Origin of the sequence: Blastopirellula marina DSM 3645 (assembly GCF_000153105.1) — a bacterium.
In the GTDB taxonomy this organism is placed as follows: domain Bacteria; phylum Planctomycetota; class Planctomycetia; order Pirellulales; family Pirellulaceae; genus Blastopirellula; species Blastopirellula marina.
The window spans coordinates 1,860,324-1,878,859 of the sequence record NZ_CH672376.1; the positions used below are offsets into that span (position 1 = coordinate 1,860,324).

The following is an 18,536-nucleotide window of genomic DNA, read 5'->3' on the forward strand; positions in this document are numbered from 1 at the left end:
CACCCCCGTCAAAGGAGTCTTGGTATGACTACCCGTCTTGAGGCAAGTGTCCGCGATATTGTGTTGTGCGGTCACGGTTCGTCTGGCAAAACGAGCCTGATCGACCGCATTCTCGAAACGACGCACGAAGTCGAAGGCCGCCATAGTGTCGATGACGGCACCAGCGTCACCGACTTTGAACCCGAAGAAAAGCTGCATCACTATTCGGTCGAAGCGGCGCTTGCTCACTTCCGCCATCGCGGGGTCCGCTTTAACTGTATCGACGCTCCCGGCTATCCCGACTTTATCGGGCAAACGATCTCGGCCATCCGCGGCGCCGATACAGCCGTCATTGTGATCGACGCGCATGCCGGCATCGCCGTTAACACGCGTCGCGTCTTTGCCGAAGCTCAGCGAGCCGGGCTCGGACGAATCATCGTCGTTAACAAAATGGACCTCGAAAACGTCGACTATCCGTCCTTGCTCGATTCGATCCGGCAGACGTTTGGTTCGCAGTGCATCCCTTTCAACGTTCCCTGCGCCAACGAGGGACGCTTCGAGCGCGTCGTCGGCGTGATGGATGACGGCGCCGATCCCAGCGGCGCTTTGGTCGATCCTCGCTCTTATCAAGAACCGCTGGTTGAAGCGGCGATCGAAGCGGACGAAACCTGGATGGAGCGCTACTTTGAAGGGGAAGTTCCTAGCCGCGCCGAACTGGCCGATTTGATTCCGCGCGCCGTCGCGGCCGGCGTATTGGTTCCGGTCGTCAGCTGTTCGATCAAGACCGGGGTCGGATTTGCCGAACTGCTGGATGCGATGGTCATTTGCTCGGTTCCCCCATCGCTGATGCATCGCAGCGCCTTGGGGCCCGATGGAGAGCCGATCGAACTGACCGGCGATCCCAGCGGACCATTGGCGGCGCAAGTGTTCAAGACGCGGATCGATCCCTTTGTGCAAAAGCTGTCGTACATCCGGGTCTACAACGGCACGCTGCACAAAGACGACACGATCCACTTGAACAACGGCAGCCGCAAAGGGGTGAAGATTGGCCAATTGATGGAAGTGCAAGGCTCCGAACTGCGTCCCGTCGACGAAGCGCAACCCGGCGATATCGTCGCCGTCGCCAAGATCGAAGACTTGCATACCGGCGTGAATGAAGGGGATCTGAAACTGCCGGACATCAATTTCCCCGAACCGATGGTCGGCGTCGCGATCCGCCCGAAGAGTCGCAACGACGAGGCGAAACTAGCGGCGGCGTTGCACAAGCTGGTCGAAGAGGATCAAACGGTCCGTGTCGAGCATGATCCGCAAACGCACGAAGTGGTGCTGCGTGGGATGAGCGATTTACATCTTTGCCTGCTGCAAGAGCGACTCGCGCGGCGCGATCATGTCGAGATCGAAACGCACGAGCCGAAAATTCCCTATCGCGAAACGATTATGCGCGAAGCGGAAGGTTCGTATCGGCACAAAAAACAGACCGGCGGCCGCGGGCAATTTGCCGAAGTCCATATCCGCATGTTTCCACTGCCCCGCGGAACCGACGTCGAGCAGTTCGCTACGAAGTCCCGTTTTCCGCATATGAAACGCCGGCACTATCACCCGGACTTCAACTTTCTGTGGATTGATTCGGTCGTCGGGGGCGCGATCCCAGGCAACTTTATGCCGGCGATCGAGAAAGGTTTTCTGGAACGGCTGAACCAAGGAGTCTTGGCGGGGCGGCAGATTGAAAACGTCTGCGTCGAAGTTTACTTCGGCAAGTTCCATCCGGTCGACAGTTCAGAAACGGCGTTCAAAATCGCCGGATCGAAAGTGTTGCGGGATGTCTTCAAGCTGGCGCATCCGGTCCTGCTTGAGCCGATGGCTGACCTGGAGATTACCGTTCCCGAGTCGAACATGGGGGACGTATACAGCGACTTGTCGACCCGCCGCGGTCAAGTGATGGGCGCCCAAAACGCAACTCCCGGCTATCAGACGGTCAGCGCAACTGCGCCCCTGTCCGAGGTGATATCGTACGCGCGAACGCTATCGAGCATGACCGGCGGGCAAGGATCGTACAACATGCGATTTAGCCATTACGACGCCGCTCCGCCCAACCTGCAAGAGATGATCCTGCGGCAGTCAGGCCAGGTGGAAGAAGACGATTCGTGACCGATTTTCACCGACCGTGATCGAACCCAATCGCCGCCGGTAATCCCAGTACCGGCGGCTGAACGTCACAAAACAAGTTAAACTTCGCGTCTGTAGAAAGACGAAGAAAAATGCGCCCCTTTGTCTTCCCCGGCGGCGAGGCGTAAGATAAATCAATTGCCTGGTCGGCAAACTCGCTCCGTTTTCCCCAGATTGGTACGTCATTATGTGCCCCGTGTCGCATCGTTTCTGTTGTCGCTGTTGTTGTTTGAGCTAAACGCCCAGACGGCCGGGATGTTCTCGGCCGCGATCGTCTCGCCCACAACGCTCTCTCGCCGACACAGGAAACGCAGCCATGGCTTCTGACGCCAAACTTAAAGAAGACCTTCCTTCGCTGACCGACCGCATCGTCGCTACTTACAAGCAGATCGGCACGATCAACCATCTCGGTCATTGCCCGCTGCCGAACTACGAGATCATCATCTCGGCGCTGGAAGACCTGAAGGAAATCATCTACCCCGGCTATCGTCGTCGCGAAGGCCTGCACATGGGGAATATCACCTATCATGTGGGAGACCTGATTGATGGGCTGCATGACAAGCTAACGACCCAAATCGCTCGCGCTTTGCAGCATGATGAACGCCTGAAGCATGAGCGGGGCGAATGCGACCCCGACGAAAAGACCGACTACGAAGCAAAGGGCCAAGCGATGGCGATTGAGTTTCTCAATCGTCTGCCGAAAATCCGCGATCAACTTTCCACCGACGTGCAAGCCGCCTACGACGGCGATCCCGCTTGCCGCAGTTTAGACGAAGTGATCTTCTGCTATCCCGGTCTCGAAGCGGTTTCGGTCTTTCGCATCGCGCATGAACTTTACACGCTCGGCGTGCCGTTCATTCCCCGCATGATGACCGAGTGGGCCCACAAGCAAACCGGCATCGACATTCACCCCGGCGCAACGATCGGCAGTTACTTCTTTATCGATCACGGCACCGGCGTCGTGATCGGGCAGACCTGCGAAATTGGCGAGCATGTCAAACTATATCAAGGGGTGACCCTGGGCGCGCTGTCATTTGATACCGACTCAGACGGCAACCTAGTCCGCGGCATGAAGCGGCATCCCACGATCGAAGATCATGTGGTGATCTACGCCAACGCAACGGTCCTGGGCGGTCGAACGACGGTCGGTCACAACTCGGTCATCGCGTCCAGCGTCTGGCTCACCCGCAGCGTTGAACCACATACGACCGTCTTGCTAGAAAAACCGCGACTGCGCCTCCGCAGCGAGACGCCGCCGGAAGAAATCTCGGAAGAAGTCAACTTTCAGATTTAAGAGCAACGAAGAATTGTAGGTCAGGCCTTGGCCCAATGATGTTCGGCACGGCGTTTGCGAAATTTACGGCGGGCGTTTTTCCATTGCTTCCAGGAGTTCTTCTTCGTCGGCCCAACCGGCGAAGTAAAGGCAGATCATCTCGAACTTTCGACGAGTGAGATCTCCGCCTGTCGTCAGCGCCAACAGCAAGCTGGCGATGATGGCGCAGTAGAGTTGGATTTGGACCCCAGCTGTTTTTGCGGAGAGCAGTTTTTTGCAGCCTAAGACTTGCTTGAGAAAGCGAAAGAACAGCTCCACTTCCCAGCGATGTTCGTAGAGTCGCACGATTTCTTCGGCCGTGAGATCCATCAGCGTCGTCGCCAGCACTAGTTCGTCGCGGCCTGTCTGGTCGGTTCGCACGCGACCTTGGCGGGCCGAACTGGGGCGATCCGCTGGGGGAATCAACTTAATTCGCCGCATTGGATGATCGCTGCCAATTTTACTGGCGCCGCAGTTGCCTCCCATTGTGATCAGTTCATCGGCGACGATTCCCATCGCAATTGCTTCCGCCGAGAGCGGCGGCAGTTGGATCGGCTCTCTGACTTCTCCTTTTTTCGGCGGTTTCAGCAGTTTTCCATCGGTGCGATTCAGCCGGCAGATGTAGTCATGGCCTGCAGTATGGATCTTGTTAAACAGCTCGGCGGAACGGTAGCCGCGATCCATCAAGAAGAGATGGCCTTCGTCCGACTGAGGAATATCGATTTGATCTGCGGCAATCATTTCCGCCAGTACGTCTCGTTCAGCGCGTCCTTTCGCCGACGGTTCCTCGGTCAGCTTTGAGGCGACAGGCTGACCGTCCAGCACGTGAACCAGCGCATGAAAGCGCCATTGTCCTTTCTCCTTGGCGGCGATTCGTCCCACGATCTGCGGCAAAGCGGTTAGCACCGATCCGTCTACGGCGATCAATCGTTCGACGGTTCGATCCGAAGCGCGCCCCGACCGTGGCTCCGACGACATACGTTGCTGATGCCAGCGCGAGCGAAGGTCTTTGATGATCCCCTCCAGCAACCGAGGATCGAAGATGGAAGAAGCCTCCGAGAAAGAGCCGTCCGCGACTTTCTTACCCCCAGTCAGCTTGGCGATCTTCTTCACCCCAGACGCCGCCACAATCGCGCGAGCCGATTCCAAAGCGGGATTGAACAGTCCTACCAAGATTAGAGAGGCGTATTGGCTAAACAACAGTCGCCGATTGCCGGCTTTATCACGTTCGGTGCCCGACGCAGAAAGCTTCGCCAGCAGCGGAAACACCTGCCGAAGCATCGCAGCGCCGTGAGCCGAAAACTCCGTAGGCAGTTTCCGTTTCTTGGCCATCGTCGCTCCCTCGAAAAACGAGAAGTGTACACGACGATTTCTTGGCGCAAAAAGCGTGCCGAACATCATTGGGCCTTGGCCTGACGACGCCAGGCAAACGCGCCCCAACCCATCAGCAACAGCCAACTGACGATCGAAATCGCCGCGCCGCGGTAGAACGACGTCGGCACATAACGCAGCGTCACTTGATGCATGCCGGCTGGTAATGCGACTGCCTGAAAGATGACGTTGGCTCGTTCGGTCGGCGTGTTGATCTTCGAGCCGTCTTCGAGTGCGATTTCGACCTGCCAAGCGGGATCGAAGTATTCTTGCACGATCACATACGACGGTTTCGATAGGGCGACATCCAGCCGGATTTGCTCGTTGCTAATCCGCTGGTAATCGACTTGATCGACGAACTCTGCTCGAGGCGGTCCGCAGAAGTGGGCGGGGGAACGCTCGTTGTGGACAATCGCTTGCTGGTCTTCGCGATGAATCACCACCTGCGCCGCTTCGCGCCATGTTTCTCTCGAACGCGGATCATCGATCGGATAGCGGCGATAGCTTTTGGCGATCCAGGCCATCGGCGTCACGCCGGTGGTGGAGAATTCGCGCTGCAGCATCTGATTGGCAGTTGGGTCGTCGAATGAAATCAGGCCGGCGGCTGATAGCCGGTGGGCCGTTTCTTTGGCGCCCAATTCATGGGCCATCTCACGGAGCAGGATCGTATAGTCGGCCGGGGCAAGACTGTTCGACGGGACGATTGATCCCACTTTTTCGAGCAAGTGATATCGCGGGAACAGCGTCAGGCGATCCCAAACAAGTCCTTCTCGCTGTCGGTCTGGGGACGTTTCCGAAGCGAAATCGTGGGGGTAATCGTTTGCAGACAAAGTTCGATACCACCGCGACGACGCGTACTCCACGTCGCCATAGTGGGAAAACCGCCACATCAGCGTTGGAGCCGATGGCGCCGTCCAACCCAGTCCCGCATACAGATCGAGCACAACGATCATGACTAACAGCGGAGCGACAAGCGCCTGCCGGCGCCGCGAAACCAGCAAGACGCCCAGTACGCCAACCGCGGCGATGACCGCTTGCAGCATTCCAAGCTGCATGTCCGTCATCGCTCCTTGTTTGTCGAGCGGACCAAGCAGCAGATTGGCCGGAATATCAGGCAACGCCGCGATGAGCGAACTTTTCCAAAACGTGACGCTAACGACGGCCAATCCCGAACTCGCAGCGAGCACAAGCATCAGCCGTTTCAGCCAGCGAAATTCGCGTACTTTCTCGGCGTCGAAGCCAAATCCAACTAGCCAGCTTCCCGCCAGCGCCGCTAACAACCACAGCTTGGCCGGGTAGCGGAACGACGCGTAGCCGGGGATGAGCACGTTGAACAACCAATAGAGCCCGCCAAAGGGCTCGCCGACGCTCAGCTTTTCCTGCCGCCAGAGGCCGGTGTCATGACCGAATTCGATGAGTAGCCAGCCCAGTCCGTACCAGCCGAGCGAACCGATCACGCCGATCGCCGAGAGAGCAACCAGCAGTTTTCCAATCGACTGATGACGACAACTCCACGCGCCGATCAAGGCCAACGCCAAAGAGGCGCCGCCGATGTAAAGCGATGGCGCCCAGACGCGGCCTTCGGCCGGGATCGTGTCGGCCCAACGATGATTCTCGGGGTACATCCGACCGCTGAAGTTGGGCCAGACAAGTTCGGGCCAGCGCCAAGGGCCGAAGCTGAACTGATACGACTCACGCTCGTGGGTCCCCTGCTCGACATTGCCCAGCAGGACTGCGGCTGATGCGTCAGCGCGCGTGAGCGCTTGACTTGCGTAGCCGTAAACCGTGCGCGGCTGGTCGACTAGCGCTCGTCGACTGCGGGCCGCCCACTCTAGCGTCGGCAAGATTTGCACGGCCGAGACCGCTGCCGCCAACACGATCGCGGCGACAAGTCCTTTGCCGCGGCGCAGAAAGAGCAGGGGAGTGCGAAGCAGTAGCGCATGCACGCAGACGAAATAACCTCCAGCGATCAGCGCCAGCTGAAAAGCTGTCTGGGGATCGCCCCCCAAGATCATCATCGCCAGGCTCAGCGCCAGCAGCGGCGGAGCGGTTGGTTTGTGCTCTTCGCGAGTGATTCGAATTCCGCAGTACAACGCCAACGGCGCCCAGGCCGCGCCAATCAGAAAGATCAGATTGGCGTGGGTTGCAACGACGTATCCCCCAAAACTATAGCTGATCGCGGCCAAAATGGCGCCAGAGCGGGAAACTCCCGAGCGCCGCGTGCAGTTGTAAGTTGTCAGATAGGCGAGCGCAAAGTGCAGGATGACGTACCACCGCAGCGCCGACGCGAACGAAATCGGCAGCGCAAACAGCAACTTGCCGGGATAGAAAACGCTGGCCGACGGTTCGGCCAACAGCGGCATGCCGACGCCATCATACGGATTCCAAAGGGGGAGCTGACCTTCGCCCCAGACCGATTGGATATACGCAAAGAGGGGATTATAGAAATGAGCGGCGTCGCGAAAGAGAAAGCTTTCGTCGCCGATGACCGCAGGGCCAAAGAATAAAACAAGCAAGGCCGCCAGCGGTAATAGCGGGAACAGAGCGAGACGGATGCGGCGAGCGCGACTGGACATGCCGCTAGTTTAGCATCTGAAGTCAGACGACAAGTAGTCGAGCGTACTCTTCCCGCAATTGATTGCGCAGCAGATCGACGCGTGCGGAGATGACCACGCTGCCGGTCGTTGACTTTGAATTTGCTCCGCCTTGAAAGTCGGAGGTGCGAACTCCTGGCGTCGCGAACGGTCGATCGACGTCAATCCAACCGGCGAAATTTCGCTCGGCGGCGACAGGCGACACGAATCGTTGCTCTCCAGCGATACGGGGTTTCATGCGGTAGCGCGTCTCCAGTGGGACGAAATGACTTCTTCAACAAATTGATCGCCAAACAGGTTCTGCTTCACCTGGCTGATCAGGTTTTCGACCGCTTCCCGAGCCGTCTCTTCGGTCGCTTTGGCGTTGCCGATGATCTGCTGCAGCGTGCGGCGATTGTCTTTCGCTCCGCCGCCGCTGGTGACGGCAACTTGAAATTCGTAGGGACCGCAGCGGACCCGATCCCCATCGGCGAGCTTGCCGTCGGTGAACTGCTCTCCGTTGACGGTTAATTCAGGGCCTTCGCCAAACCAACGCAGCGTCAATTGCGAGCCGCGATGGTAGATGTAGGCGTACGACTCGGGAAACTGCGGGTCTCCCAGCACCAGGTCGCAATCGTTGCCGGAGCCGATCAAAAACAGAGGCGCGGTGATGGGGCGACTCGGCTTTTCGGCGCGTCCACGGCGAATCAATAGCTCCGCCGTCAGGCGCGCAGGGCGGCGATGAGCGCCTTGCGGCGCGTGGGCGGCATGAAGTTCGTATTTCGCAGTCATAATGCGTCCGATCATCTCAACGTGTTAGCCAATCGGAATCGCCAAGCGGGGTGACGGTCGACTGGCTATCTAACAACTAGATCGGACGGGGAGTAGCCCGCAAATTACCGAGAATTCGCGCAGACGCGAATCTTACCAACCGGCGCAAGCATTCACGACCGGTTGGCGAATTTAGAGAGAGTTTGCGGGGCGCAGTTGCTAGCAGCAAGTGCTAGTTTTGCGAAACGCGGATTTGCGCGCGCGCTTGATCGACCATGCGATCGCGGATCGCCAGCAGTTCGTCGGATGACGTCGGCTGCTTCATCGCTGCTTGAAGTTGCTGCTCGGCGTCCACTTTGGAGACCTCTTGGGCGGGAACTGCTTTGCCGGTCAGCACGTTGACTTCGTTGTTGGCGACTTGGACAAATCCGCCGTCCACATAGTAACGTGTCGTCGTTCCGCCGCTCACGATGCGCATTTCGCCGTAACCAAGCCGACCAATCATCGGGCTATGCGAAGGCGCAATGCCGATTTCGCCGTCGAACAGCGGCAACGCGACGAAGTCGGCGGTCGTTTCGAGCGCCGTCGCTTCGGGCGTGACGACGATGCATTTGAGCTGCGCCATCGGTTACTTCTTTCCCTTCTTGGCCATTTCTTTGGCCTGCTCTTCGGCCTGTTCGATCGGGCCGACGTACATGAAGGCGGCTTCCGGCAGGTGATCCCATTTGCCGTCGCAGATTTCTTCAAAGCTGCGGATCGTATCGGCCAGCGGAGTGATTTCGCCCGCTTTGCCGGTGAAGACTTCGGCCACGAGGAACGGTTGCGACAGGAAGCGTTCGATCCGACGAGCGCGATGGACGATCAACTTGTCCGATTCGCTCAATTCGTCGACGCCGAGAATCGCGATGATATCTTGCAGTTCGCGATAACGCTGAAGCGTGGTCTGCACACGGCGAGCGATCGCATAATGGCGAGCACCCACATATTGCGGATCGAGAATTCGGCTGGACGAAGCCAACGGATCGACCGCCGGGTAAATCCCTTTTTCCGAAATCGATCGTTCGAGGTAAATGAACGCGTCGAGCTGACCGAACGCCGTGGCCGGGGCCGGATCGGTCGGATCGTCCGCCGGCACGTAAACGGCTTGCACCGACGTGATGGCGCCCGACTTGGTGGACGCGATACGTTCCTGCAAACCGCCCATTTCGGTCGCCAAGGTTGGTTGGTATCCGACCGCCGAAGGCATCCGACCCAAGAGGGCCGACACTTCTGAGCCCGCTTGCGAGAAGCGGAAAATGTTGTCGATAAAGAGCAGGGTATCGGCGCCGGTCGCATCTCGGAAATATTCGGCCATCGTCAAAGCCGACAATGCGACGCGAAGACGAGCGCCCGGCGGCTCGTTCATTTGGCCGAACACCATGCAGGTTTGTTCGATAACCTTGCGGCCGGTTTGACCGATTTCGGTGTCTTGCATTTCGAGCCAGAGGTCGGTCCCTTCGCGGGTCCGTTCACCGACGCCGGCGAATACCGAGTAACCGCCGTGAGCCGACGCGATACGAGCGATGAGCTCGGTCAGAATAACGGTCTTACCGAGACCAGCACCACCGAACAGACCCGCTTTACCACCGCGAACAAACGGGGTCAGCAGGTCGATCACCTTGATGCCGGTTTCAAACACTTCGGTGCTGGTCGACAGTTCTGACACCGGCGGAGAGCTGCGGTGAATCGGCAGGAAGTCATCGGCTTCGATCGGGCCGCGACCGTCGATCGTTTCGCCCAGCACGTTGAAGACGCGGCCGAGGGTCGCTTTGCCGACGGGCACCGTCACCGGTTTGCCCAAATCGACGCAGGCCTGACCGCGCATCATGCCTTCGGTGCTGCCGAGCGCCACGCAACGAACGCGACCGCCGCCGAGGTGCTGTTGCACTTCGCCAGTCAGATTGAGCTTCACCCCTTTGTGTTCGCTCGAGATGTTCACGGCGTTGTAGATCGCCGGCAGGCTCGATTCGGAGAACTCAGCGTCGAACGTAGAGCCGATCACCTGGGTAACGCGGCCGACATTTTGACCCGGTTCGATTGCAGTCGCCATATCGCTGTCTTTTGCTTTTGAATTACGGTTGTGGTTCTCACGACGTCGCATTCGCGACAACGTAGTTGCTTGCGGCGCAGTTTAGTTGTTGAGCGCTTCGACGCCGCCGATGATTTCCATGATCTCGTTGGTAATCCGTCCCTGGCGGGCGCGGTTGTATTCCCGTGACAGTTGCTTGATCAAGTCCGACGCGTTTTCGGTCGCCGACTTCATCGCCACCATGCGTGCGATTTGTTCGCTGACCGCGGCGTCGAGGAAGCACTTGAACAACTTCACTTTGAAACTGGTCGGAACGACCTCTTCCAAAATGCTTTGGGCCGACGGAAAAAATTCGTACATCGATTCCGCTGCCGCTTCGTCGTCGCCGACGCCGTCCAGCGATCCCAGCGGCAGCAAAGTCTCGATCACCGGGATCTGCTTGCTGCTGGAGACGAATTTCGTGTAGGAGACGTCCAAACGATCCAGCTTGCCGGCGACGAACTGCGTCAAGTAGCGGTTGGCGATCACTTCGACTTCGTCGTAGCGCGGCTTGTCTTCAAAGTGAGTGAAAGTCTCATCCGCTTCCAGCTTGCGCTGCGAACGGAAGAGGCCGATCCCCTTCTTGCCGGCGATCTCCAGATTCAGCTTGCCGTATTCGCTCTTCAAGTCGACGACATGTGGGAAGGTCGCTCGGCAAAGACCGCCGTTATAACCGCCGCACAAGCCGCGATTGGAGGTCAGCACCAACAGCGTTGCGTTCTCTTTGGAGTCATGCTCCTCAAGCAACGGATGAGTGAAGTCCAAGCTCGATGCGGTCAGGTCCTTCACGATCTGCGTGATGCGATCGGTATAGGCAGTCGCCGCCGCGGCACGATCCATCGCCTGCTTGTAACGCGCAGTTGCAATCAATTCCATCGTCCGCGTGATCTTGCGAATGTTGCGGACCGACTTGCGGCGTTTATCGAGTGCTCGTGGGTTAGCCATATCGCTTTTATTTCGTCAGCAGGCTGCGGCGGGAAAAGGTCCCAAACGGAGAGGAATCGCGGCTTAAAACTCTTCCTGCTTGGTCGGCACGAAGGTCGATTGGAAGCTGGCGATCGCACTTTCCATTCCGTCACCGATCTCGGAGGTCAAGTCTTTCGCTTCCGAAAGCTTGTCCCACAGATCGCTATGTTTGGCGTGGATAAAGTCCAGGTACTCGCGCTCCCAGCGGAGAACGTCGACACGAGGAATTTCGTCCAAGTGACCCCGCGTGCCGGCATAAATGCTGAACACCTGATCGATCACGTTCATCGGCTGGTACTGGCCCTGCTTCAGCAGTTCGACCATGCGGTAACCGCGGTCGAGACGTGCCTGAGTCGCCGGATCGAGTTCGGTGCCGAGTTGAGCGAACGCTTCCAATTCGCGGAACGACGCCAAGTCGAGACGTAAACCGCCGGCGACCTTCTTCATCGCTTTGATCTGGGCGTTACCGCCGACGCGCGACACCGAAATACCAGCGTTCATCGCCGGACGTTGACCGGCGAAGAACAAGTCAGGCTGCAGATAAATCTGGCCGTCGGTGATCGAAATTACGTTGGTCGGAATGTAGGCCGAAACTTCCCCTTCGAGCGTTTCGATGATCGGCAGCGAAGTGAGCGAGCCGGCGCCCAGCGCGTCGCTCAGTTTCGACGAACGTTCCAGCAAGCGGCTATGGCAATAGAACACGTCGCCGGGGTAGGCTTCGCGACCCGGCGGGCGTCGCATCAGCAATGACAGTTCGCGATAGGCGACCGCTTGTTTCGACAAGTCGTCATAAACGATCAACGCGTGTTCGCCGTTGAACATGAAGTATTCGGCCATCGCAGTGCCCGAGTAGGGCGCTACATACTGCAACGGGGCAGGGGCGCTGGCGCCGGCGACGATGACGGTGGTGTAATCCATCGCCCCATGCTGACGCAAGATTTCAACTACCGCGGCGACCGATGAGTCTTTTTGGCCGATCGCGACGTAGAAACACTTTACGCCGGTCTCTTTTTGATTCAGGATCGCGTCGAGAGCGATCGCCGTTTTACCGGTCTTGCGGTCGCCGATGATCAGTTCGCGTTGTCCGCGGCCGATCGGGGTCATCGCATCGATCGCTTTGATGCCGGTCTGCATCGGCTCGGTCACCGGTTTACGTTCTGACACGCCGGGCGCCAGATATTCAACCGGACGCGAGTGAGGCGTTTGGATCGGTCCCATGCCGTCGAGCGGATTGCCAAGCGGATCGACCACACGCCCCAAGACCGCTTCGCCGACCGGAACGGAGAGCAGTTTGCCAAGCGCCTTGACCTCGTCTCCCTCTTTGATCGAGAGGAAGTCGCCGAGGATAATCACGCCGACGCTGTTTTCTTCGAGGTTAAACGCCAGACCGTTGACGCCGCCGGGGAATTCGACCATTTCACCGGCCATGATTCCGGAAAGGCCGTAGACGCGTGCGATGCCGTCGCCGACTTCCAATACGGTGCCGACTTCGCGCACATCGATCTGCGACTCGTACTGTTGGATCTCTTGCTGGATGATCGAGGCGATCTCGTCCGCATTAAATTTCATGGAACTACCGTTGTTCTTCGAAGGCGTCTATGTTTCGGAGGTCGTAAACCGCTCGAGAGCGTCTTTCGCTTGCTGCGCCGCAGCGCTAAGCGTTTGATGACGAATGTTTTCCAGTTGATGAGCTACGCTGCCGTCGATAACCGTATCGCCGATGCGTACGATCAGCCCGCCGATCAGCGCTGGATTGACGGAGGTTAATACCTCGACATCTTTGCCCAGCGTTTCTCGCAAGCGAGCGCTCACCGACGCGAACGATTGTTCGCTCAAGGGTTGAGCCGACGTGACTTTCACATCGACGCGTCCCCGCTTTTCGCCCACCAACAGATGAAACGCTCGCTGGATCTCACGAAGGCAGTAGAGCCGGTTGTGGCCCGACAGCACCTTCAAAAAAGTCAGCAGCGTTGGGCTCATCCGCCCGGCGAACGCCTTGTCCAAAATTTGCAACCGCTCGTCATGAGTAATGCGCGGCGAGACGACGGCATTCGCAAGGAGCGGATGCTTGTCGAGCACGTCATGCACTAGCGAAGCGAGTTCTTCGACGACGACATCCAACGAACCGGCGGCGTCCGCGGCGCCATACAGCGCTTTGGCGTAAATCGTGCCGACTCGTTCGCTGGCGAGGTCGAATCGTGGATGATGGCTTGTCTCGGACATCGAGCGTGCGATTTCCCGGTTAGTTCTGGCTCGGAAGTTGAGCGAGCGTGTCGTTAATCAAATGCTGGTGATCTTCCGGCGTCAGTTGTTGCCGGGTGATCTTGCTGGCCAAGTCAATCGCCAAGTTGACGCTTTGCTTCGTCAAATCGCTGATCGCAGCGGTCTTGGCCGCTTCGATCTCCTGCTGGGCCCGTTTGCGTTCGGCGTTGCCGGCCGCTTGCGCGTCGGCGAGGATCTGCAGCCGCTTTTCTTCCGCCTCTTTCATGATCTGCTCACGCGACTTCTGGATTTCCTGCTGAGCGTCGGCCAACTTTTGGTTGTACTCGGCTAGCCTCGCTTCCGCCGCGGCGAACATTTTTTGAGCTTCGGCGAGCTTCCCATCCATGGCCGCTTCGCGACTATCCAGCGCTGCGACGATCGGCTTCCAAGCGAAGATTGTCAGCAGCGCCGCCAAACCCAAAAAGATCAGAAAGTTGAAGGTCGCCAGGTCAAATTCGAGCGCCTCGGGATTGTGCAGCCCCACTGCGGCGTCATTGTGCGACAGGTCGTTCGGATTGGCCGCGTGCTCATCCTCTCCTTTATGGAGATTATGCTCCTCTGCTTCTACGATGTTCTCGATCCCTTTCGTCACCTCCTCTTCGAAGGCTTCTACGGGATTCTTCGCCGGCGGCTCCGCTTCATCTTGGGCGACAAGACGCGTCGAGCAAGCGAATAGGGCGAAGGCCGCTAGTAGGAGCAGAATTTTTGAGTTGCGCATGGTTCGTCGAACCTGTCGTGATAGCAATGAATGGCGAAAATCGACGTGCAAACGTCGACTAGCTCATGCAGAGGAACAACGCGAAGAAGGTGAAACCTTCGATCAACGCAGCGGCGATGATCATCGCCGTTTGAATGTTACCAGCAACTTCGGGCTGGCGGGCCATGCTTTCCAGCGCGCTGCTGGCCAACTTGCCGATGCCGTACGAAGCGCCGATGACGACCAAGCCGATACCAAAGTAGCGGGTCAGATCAATCAACGGACCATTGAAGGCGTCGCCTTCGGCAGCCATTGCCGGGGCGGCGCAGATCAGGATAGCGGCGAAGCTGTACAAGCAAAGCTTTGCAATTTTGGACACGGACTCGTTCTCCTCAACCAAGGGTAAACAACGGTGTATTCGTAGACGTTCGACTTAGTGATGGTGGGTCGAAGCGCCAATGAACAGTGAAGACAAAAACGTAAATATGTACGCCTGTAAAAAGGCGACAAATAGTTCTAAGCAACTGAACAGAACTGCGGACCCGACGATGATCGGCAGCGTCAGGATCAAGTTCCAACCAGACATCTCGACGCCTAAGGCAACAATGCCCAGCAGCACCAAGTGACCGGCGACCATATTGGCCAAAAGACGAACGCCAAGCACGGCGTGCTTGATGAAAAGTCCCGCCAATTCAATCACAAACAGCATAATCTTGATTGGGATGCCGATGATCAGCGGCAGATCCATATGCGGTATCAGATTGAGCCATACGCCGACGGGGCCAAACTTCAGGGCGCCGGCGCCCATCCCAATCACCAGCGTTGCGAAAGCAAGCGATAGGGTGACGCTGAACGACGCCGTTGGCGCTCCTAGCCAGGGAATCATTCCCAGCAAGTTGCAACCGAGCACAAAGAAAAACATCGTCAGTAGCACCGGCACAAACTTGTCGGCGCCATGCCCGATACCGGGGCGGATGACTTGTTCTCGCAAATAGCAGACGAATGCGTCGAGCAGATGGGTGACGCGGCCTTTGGGGACAATGCTTTTCTTCAGACGCGATGCGTACCAGGTAAAGACCAGCACCATCACAATCGCGACAAGCGTCTCCAGCACCATGAACCGCGAGATGCAGAAGCCTGAATCTTTTTGGTAAAGGTTGCGGAGTTGCCCGAACGGCTGCGGAATCAGGATTTTGCCAGAGAGGACTTCGTTGTAGCCCTCAATTTTTTTCGGCGACCACGGCTGGGCGGTCTCGCGATATTCGGCGACGGTGACCAGTTCTTGCGCTTCGGGCCAGCTTTCGGCCCAAGGATTCGCCGGCTTGTCGTCTTTGGTTTTTTCTTCGGCGAGCTCTTTCAGGTAGCGACGAACCGGCTTTCCGTGGTTGCCTGGCTCGTGTTGCCAATGCTCCCAGTTGTGGATGAAGTCGGTTTCGCTGGGAACTCCTTTGCTGAGTTCCGAGAGCTTCGCATGAACAAGGTTCGCTTCCCACAATTGGTAGGCTGGATCTAAACGAATCCAGACATCCGGAAAGTCCTGAAGCGACTCGCGATGAGAAGGCGCAAGCCACGAAGGGACTTCGAAGTAGTAGCTGTCCTTGATGTGCAGGATCGGGTCGGATGCCATCGGTTTAGGAAGCCTTCGAGACGTTCGCTGCGGGTTGAAGAAGACGAGCGGCCAAGATTGTTTCGACCAGGAGCGTAAGCAGATAGTAGACCATAATCATCCCGAATACGCCCGCTTGTGCAAGCGGTCCATCGGCTTGTTTTAAAAATGCGCCGATCGCCAACGGCAAGCCGGTTCGCAGGCCGACTCCGGCCAATGCGGCATGCAGTCCAAACGGCGTTTGTTTGTACATCACGATTAGGGTCAACGCGCCAAGCGAACTTCCCAGGCAAAGCAATGCGGCGATCAGTGCAGCCTGAACGCCGATTACGCCATGCTGCGTCTGCGCATACCAAGCGATCAGCGGAGTCGGCAAAGCGACGGCGATCATCAATGCGAGGGCAGGACGCCACAGCTGCGAAAGCAGATGCGTCGTCGGCGGCGGGTTGTCCGAGGGGTCCGGTTTCACGACGGTGACAGTGAAGTTCTGCGAAAGGAAGAAGGTGCCCGCGCGGCGTGAGCCGCGGCTACTCGTCCGATTTATCGCGTTGCTTTTGGTCCGCTTTGGCGTATTGAAGCAAGTGATAAATGGCGAGCGTGATTCCTAATGCAAACCCAAGAACGACCAGTCCGCGTATGCCGAACTTTTCGTCCAGCCAGTGGCCAATCAATCCCGGGGCGATCATTTCAATACAAACCGCAAAGATACGGCCAACCCACTCATAGGCGACCGCCATCGGCGGCCGATCGTCAGCAGGTTGGTTGCTCAAGCTGTTTCCTTGTCGCGCTGATAGCGTCAATGAAAAAGTGAGGCATCTTGCAGAATTGCGAATCAATGTAAGGGAAGGTGAGAGGGCGGTCAATGAGCGGGAAGCGAGATCGTGCAAAAATTCACGAAGTTTTTGGTCCGCCGTAATTGATTACCATGAAAAGAGTTGCATTTCGGCTGACTCTGTCAGAAATCGCCGCTGGGCGGTTTAAGAAAGAAACGCGCCTCATTGTGAAGGATCCCCTTTATTGGCCATCTGGGGGAGTTTTTGATTGCATTGGGACCGTAATTCCAGTAGACTAGTTCACGGAGATGACTATTGTTACTACCTCTGGTTGGGTGTAGGGAGTTACCTCGGTAAGACTGGGATGCGAAAGGCCGCACAGGCGCTTGAGCAACCTAGAAAACGAGTCCCATTCACGGATCTGGCCTTCCCCCAACAGTGTGGTCCTGCCTGCAAGTCGCGTTAGCGGGTCTCTCTAAAGAATGACGGCGACGCTATGGAACAAGCGAAGCTACGGAAGAACAGAGAAGTTGCTCCTCAAGATTTGGCTGCACGCTTGTTGACCTAAGCAAGTGCGGCGGCTGCTACACGCCTTTTCGTGAACTTGAACCGGCGCCGAACTTTGTCCAATCAAACGGAATTGGGGCAAAGCGGTTCAAGAGATTTCTTTCACGGACGAAAACAACCGGGACGAACCAACCGTACCAAAGCGACAGAATAGCGGAAGAAGTGCGCCGCTCGCTTGGTCTGGCCGACGTGTGGAGGACTAGTCTGTTGATTACCGCAGCGTCTTTGAAAGAGTATACCGCCAAAGATCTTGCTCAAATGGCGAAAAGCCGTGGAGTAAGCGGCTGGCATTCAATGCGTAAAGATGAGCTTGTCAAAGCGATCTTGAAGTTGAATCGAACTTCGGTGAGCCGCAAGGCCGCCGCAACAAAAGCGACCAACGCTCCAACCAAAACCAAAACTGCTCAGAAGTCGACGAAAAGCGACCCAGCTCCGGCCAAACGAAGCCGCGCCGCTGTGCCGCCAAAGTCGGCGTCTGCTAAAAACGGCGCCGCGCGTGTCGAGAAGTCGAATCCAAAAGTCGTGCGTAATATTCAGAATGCGCATGAGCGGCGTGAGCAGCTGAAAGATATTTCGCACATCGACAGCGATGGCGCGAAAGATCGGATTGCGTTGATGGTCCGTGACTCTTATTGGCTGCACGCCTATTGGGAAATCTCGCGGAAGTCGATTCAACGCGCCAAGGCCGCTTTGGCCGAGCATTGGCACACCGCACGACCCGTGCTTCGTCTGATGGAAGTCGACGGAGGCGCTGCGGAGCGCGTCGTTCGTCAGATCGAAGTCCATGGCGGAGTCCGCAATTGGTACATCGACGTCAATGATCCGCCGAAGAGTTTCCGTGCGGTCATCGGTTATGTTTCTGCATCCGGCAAGTTTCATGCTTTGTCGCGCAGCAACATGGTGACTACCCCAGAACCGGGAGCGTGTGACGATGTCGACGCCAACTGGAGCGACGTCGCTGAAAACGTTGATCGTATTTACGCGCTCAGCGGCGGCAACGACGACGAAAACGTCAGTCGCGAACTGAAAGAAATGTTGGAAGAACGTTTCAGCCGTCCGATCGGCGAACCGCTGGGAGCCCAGCTTGGCAAAGTCGCCGAGCGCCTCCATCGTCAACGTCCCGAGTTTGAACTGGACGTCGACGTCGAGATGATCGTTTACGGTCGTACTCGCACCGGCGCTTACGTCACTCTCTCTGGCGACCCAGTCAAAGTTCATGAGGACGGCGCCTTTTTGGTGAAGATGAACCTGCCCGACAAGCGACAGATCTTCCCGATTGTCGCGCGCAGTCATGATGGTCTCGAACAGCGGACCGTCGCGCTGGCCATTGAGCGAAATACGAAGATCATGGATCCCGTTTCCCACGATTCAAGCGACTAAACTTAA

General features: G+C 57.4%; 17 protein-coding genes. 3 read left to right on the plus strand and 14 right to left on the minus strand.

Going from position 1 to position 18,536, the window contains the following annotated elements; all coding sequences use genetic code 11:
• Positions 1 to 24 precede the first annotated feature (24 nt).
• Together DSM3645_RS09435 and DSM3645_RS09440 are read left to right on the plus strand one after the other, a co-directional pair.
• Positions 25 to 2,127: an elongation factor G gene (locus DSM3645_RS09435; protein ID WP_040351731.1), complete on the plus strand. Its 2,103-nt coding sequence runs from the start codon at positions 25 to 27 to the stop codon at positions 2,125 to 2,127.
• 334 nt (positions 2,128 to 2,461) lie between these two features.
• The gene (locus DSM3645_RS09440) at positions 2,462 to 3,439 is read left to right on the plus strand and encodes a serine O-acetyltransferase (protein ID WP_002651903.1); all 978 of its coding nucleotides are present in this window, start codon (positions 2,462 to 2,464) and stop codon (positions 3,437 to 3,439) included.
• 63 nt (positions 3,440 to 3,502) lie between these two features.
• Here DSM3645_RS09440 and DSM3645_RS09445 read toward each other — a convergent pair whose 3' ends face one another.
• The 14 genes from DSM3645_RS09445 to DSM3645_RS09510 all read right to left on the minus strand — a co-directional run bounded on the left by DSM3645_RS09445 (position 3,503) and on the right by DSM3645_RS09510 (position 16,580).
• A complete protein-coding gene (locus DSM3645_RS09445; RefSeq protein WP_040351662.1) occupies positions 3,503 to 4,789 on the minus strand; it encodes an IS4-like element ISBlma3 family transposase in 1,287 nt (428 codons plus the stop codon).
• A gap of 65 nt (positions 4,790 to 4,854) precedes the next feature.
• Positions 4,855 to 7,404 (minus strand): YfhO family protein, encoded by a 2,550-nt coding sequence (locus tag DSM3645_RS09450; protein ID WP_002651904.1) that lies wholly within the window; start codon positions 7,402 to 7,404, stop codon positions 4,855 to 4,857.
• A gap of 22 nt (positions 7,405 to 7,426) precedes the next feature.
• Positions 7,427 to 7,660, minus strand: coding sequence for a hypothetical protein (locus tag DSM3645_RS09455; protein WP_002651905.1), 234 nt, complete (start codon positions 7,658 to 7,660; stop codon positions 7,427 to 7,429).
• Positions 7,657 to 8,193 carry an FHA domain-containing protein gene (locus DSM3645_RS09460; protein WP_161603316.1) on the minus strand — a complete coding sequence of 179 codons (537 nt, stop codon included), beginning with the start codon at positions 8,191 to 8,193 and terminating at the stop codon, positions 7,657 to 7,659. The genes DSM3645_RS09455 and DSM3645_RS09460 overlap by 4 nt, the downstream gene beginning before the upstream one ends.
• A 211-nt stretch (positions 8,194 to 8,404) precedes the next feature.
• Positions 8,405 to 8,797, minus strand: a complete 393-nt coding sequence (gene atpC / locus DSM3645_RS09465; RefSeq protein ID WP_002651907.1) for an ATP synthase F1 subunit epsilon — start codon at positions 8,795 to 8,797, stop codon at positions 8,405 to 8,407.
• Positions 8,798 to 8,800: 3 nt separating this feature from the next.
• Entirely contained in the window at positions 8,801 to 10,261 is a 1,461-nt protein-coding gene (gene atpD, locus DSM3645_RS09470) for a F0F1 ATP synthase subunit beta (RefSeq protein ID WP_040351732.1), read from the minus strand.
• A gap of 81 nt (positions 10,262 to 10,342) precedes the next feature.
• The gene (gene atpG / locus DSM3645_RS09475) at positions 10,343 to 11,224 is read right to left on the minus strand and encodes an ATP synthase F1 subunit gamma (protein WP_002651909.1); all 882 of its coding nucleotides are present in this window, start codon (positions 11,222 to 11,224) and stop codon (positions 10,343 to 10,345) included.
• A gap of 63 nt (positions 11,225 to 11,287) precedes the next feature.
• Complete coding sequence (gene atpA, locus DSM3645_RS09480; protein ID WP_002651910.1) at positions 11,288 to 12,814, minus strand: F0F1 ATP synthase subunit alpha; 1,527 nt, start codon at positions 12,812 to 12,814, stop codon at positions 11,288 to 11,290.
• A 27-nt stretch (positions 12,815 to 12,841) separates the two neighbouring features.
• Positions 12,842 to 13,468: an ATP synthase F1 subunit delta gene (gene atpH, locus DSM3645_RS09485; protein ID WP_002651911.1), complete on the minus strand. Its 627-nt coding sequence runs from the start codon at positions 13,466 to 13,468 to the stop codon at positions 12,842 to 12,844.
• A 19-nt stretch (positions 13,469 to 13,487) separates the two neighbouring features.
• Complete coding sequence (locus tag DSM3645_RS09490) at positions 13,488 to 14,225, minus strand: F0F1 ATP synthase subunit B family protein (protein WP_002651912.1); 738 nt, start codon at positions 14,223 to 14,225, stop codon at positions 13,488 to 13,490.
• A gap of 58 nt (positions 14,226 to 14,283) precedes the next feature.
• Positions 14,284 to 14,583 (minus strand): ATP synthase F0 subunit C, encoded by a 300-nt coding sequence (gene atpE / locus DSM3645_RS09495; RefSeq protein WP_315849855.1) that lies wholly within the window; start codon positions 14,581 to 14,583, stop codon positions 14,284 to 14,286.
• Positions 14,584 to 14,637: 54 nt separating this feature from the next.
• A complete protein-coding gene (atpB, locus tag DSM3645_RS27995; RefSeq protein ID WP_002651914.1) occupies positions 14,638 to 15,831 on the minus strand; it encodes a F0F1 ATP synthase subunit A in 1,194 nt (397 codons plus the stop codon).
• A 4-nt stretch (positions 15,832 to 15,835) separates the two neighbouring features.
• Positions 15,836 to 16,279: a hypothetical protein gene (locus tag DSM3645_RS09505; protein ID WP_002651915.1), complete on the minus strand. Its 444-nt coding sequence runs from the start codon at positions 16,277 to 16,279 to the stop codon at positions 15,836 to 15,838.
• Between the two features lie 58 nt (positions 16,280 to 16,337).
• Positions 16,338 to 16,580: an AtpZ/AtpI family protein gene (locus DSM3645_RS09510; protein ID WP_040351733.1), complete on the minus strand. Its 243-nt coding sequence runs from the start codon at positions 16,578 to 16,580 to the stop codon at positions 16,338 to 16,340.
• 777 nt (positions 16,581 to 17,357) lie between these two features.
• On the opposite strand from DSM3645_RS09510, the gene DSM3645_RS09515 reads away from it, so the two are divergent.
• Positions 17,358 to 18,530 (plus strand): DUF4912 domain-containing protein, encoded by a 1,173-nt coding sequence (locus DSM3645_RS09515; RefSeq protein ID WP_081444776.1) that lies wholly within the window; start codon positions 17,358 to 17,360, stop codon positions 18,528 to 18,530.
• The last annotated feature ends 6 nt before the right edge of the window (positions 18,531 to 18,536 follow it).

Coding starts and splice junctions, on each gene's coding strand:
- DSM3645_RS09435 (WP_040351731.1), top strand. CDS start 25: ATGACTACCCGTCTTGAGGCAAGTGTCCGCGATATTGTGTTGTGCGGT.
- DSM3645_RS09440 (WP_002651903.1), top strand. CDS start 2,462: ATGGCTTCTGACGCCAAACTTAAAGAAGACCTTCCTTCGCTGACCGAC.
- DSM3645_RS09445 (WP_040351662.1), bottom strand. CDS start 4,789: ATGGCCAAGAAACGGAAACTGCCTACGGAGTTTTCGGCTCACGGCGCT.
- DSM3645_RS09450 (WP_002651904.1), bottom strand. CDS start 7,404: ATGTCCAGTCGCGCTCGCCGCATCCGTCTCGCTCTGTTCCCGCTATTA.
- DSM3645_RS09455 (WP_002651905.1), bottom strand. CDS start 7,660: ATGAAACCCCGTATCGCTGGAGAGCAACGATTCGTGTCGCCTGTCGCC.
- DSM3645_RS09460 (WP_161603316.1), bottom strand. CDS start 8,193: ATGACTGCGAAATACGAACTTCATGCCGCCCACGCGCCGCAAGGCGCT.
- atpC (WP_002651907.1), bottom strand. CDS start 8,797: ATGGCGCAGCTCAAATGCATCGTCGTCACGCCCGAAGCGACGGCGCTC.
- atpD (WP_040351732.1), bottom strand. CDS start 10,261: ATGGCGACTGCAATCGAACCGGGTCAAAATGTCGGCCGCGTTACCCAG.
- atpG (WP_002651909.1), bottom strand. CDS start 11,224: ATGGCTAACCCACGAGCACTCGATAAACGCCGCAAGTCGGTCCGCAAC.
- atpA (WP_002651910.1), bottom strand. CDS start 12,814: ATGAAATTTAATGCGGACGAGATCGCCTCGATCATCCAGCAAGAGATC.
- atpH (WP_002651911.1), bottom strand. CDS start 13,468: ATGTCCGAGACAAGCCATCATCCACGATTCGACCTCGCCAGCGAACGA.
- DSM3645_RS09490 (WP_002651912.1), bottom strand. CDS start 14,225: ATGCGCAACTCAAAAATTCTGCTCCTACTAGCGGCCTTCGCCCTATTC.
- atpB (WP_002651914.1), bottom strand. CDS start 15,831: ATGGCATCCGACCCGATCCTGCACATCAAGGACAGCTACTACTTCGAA.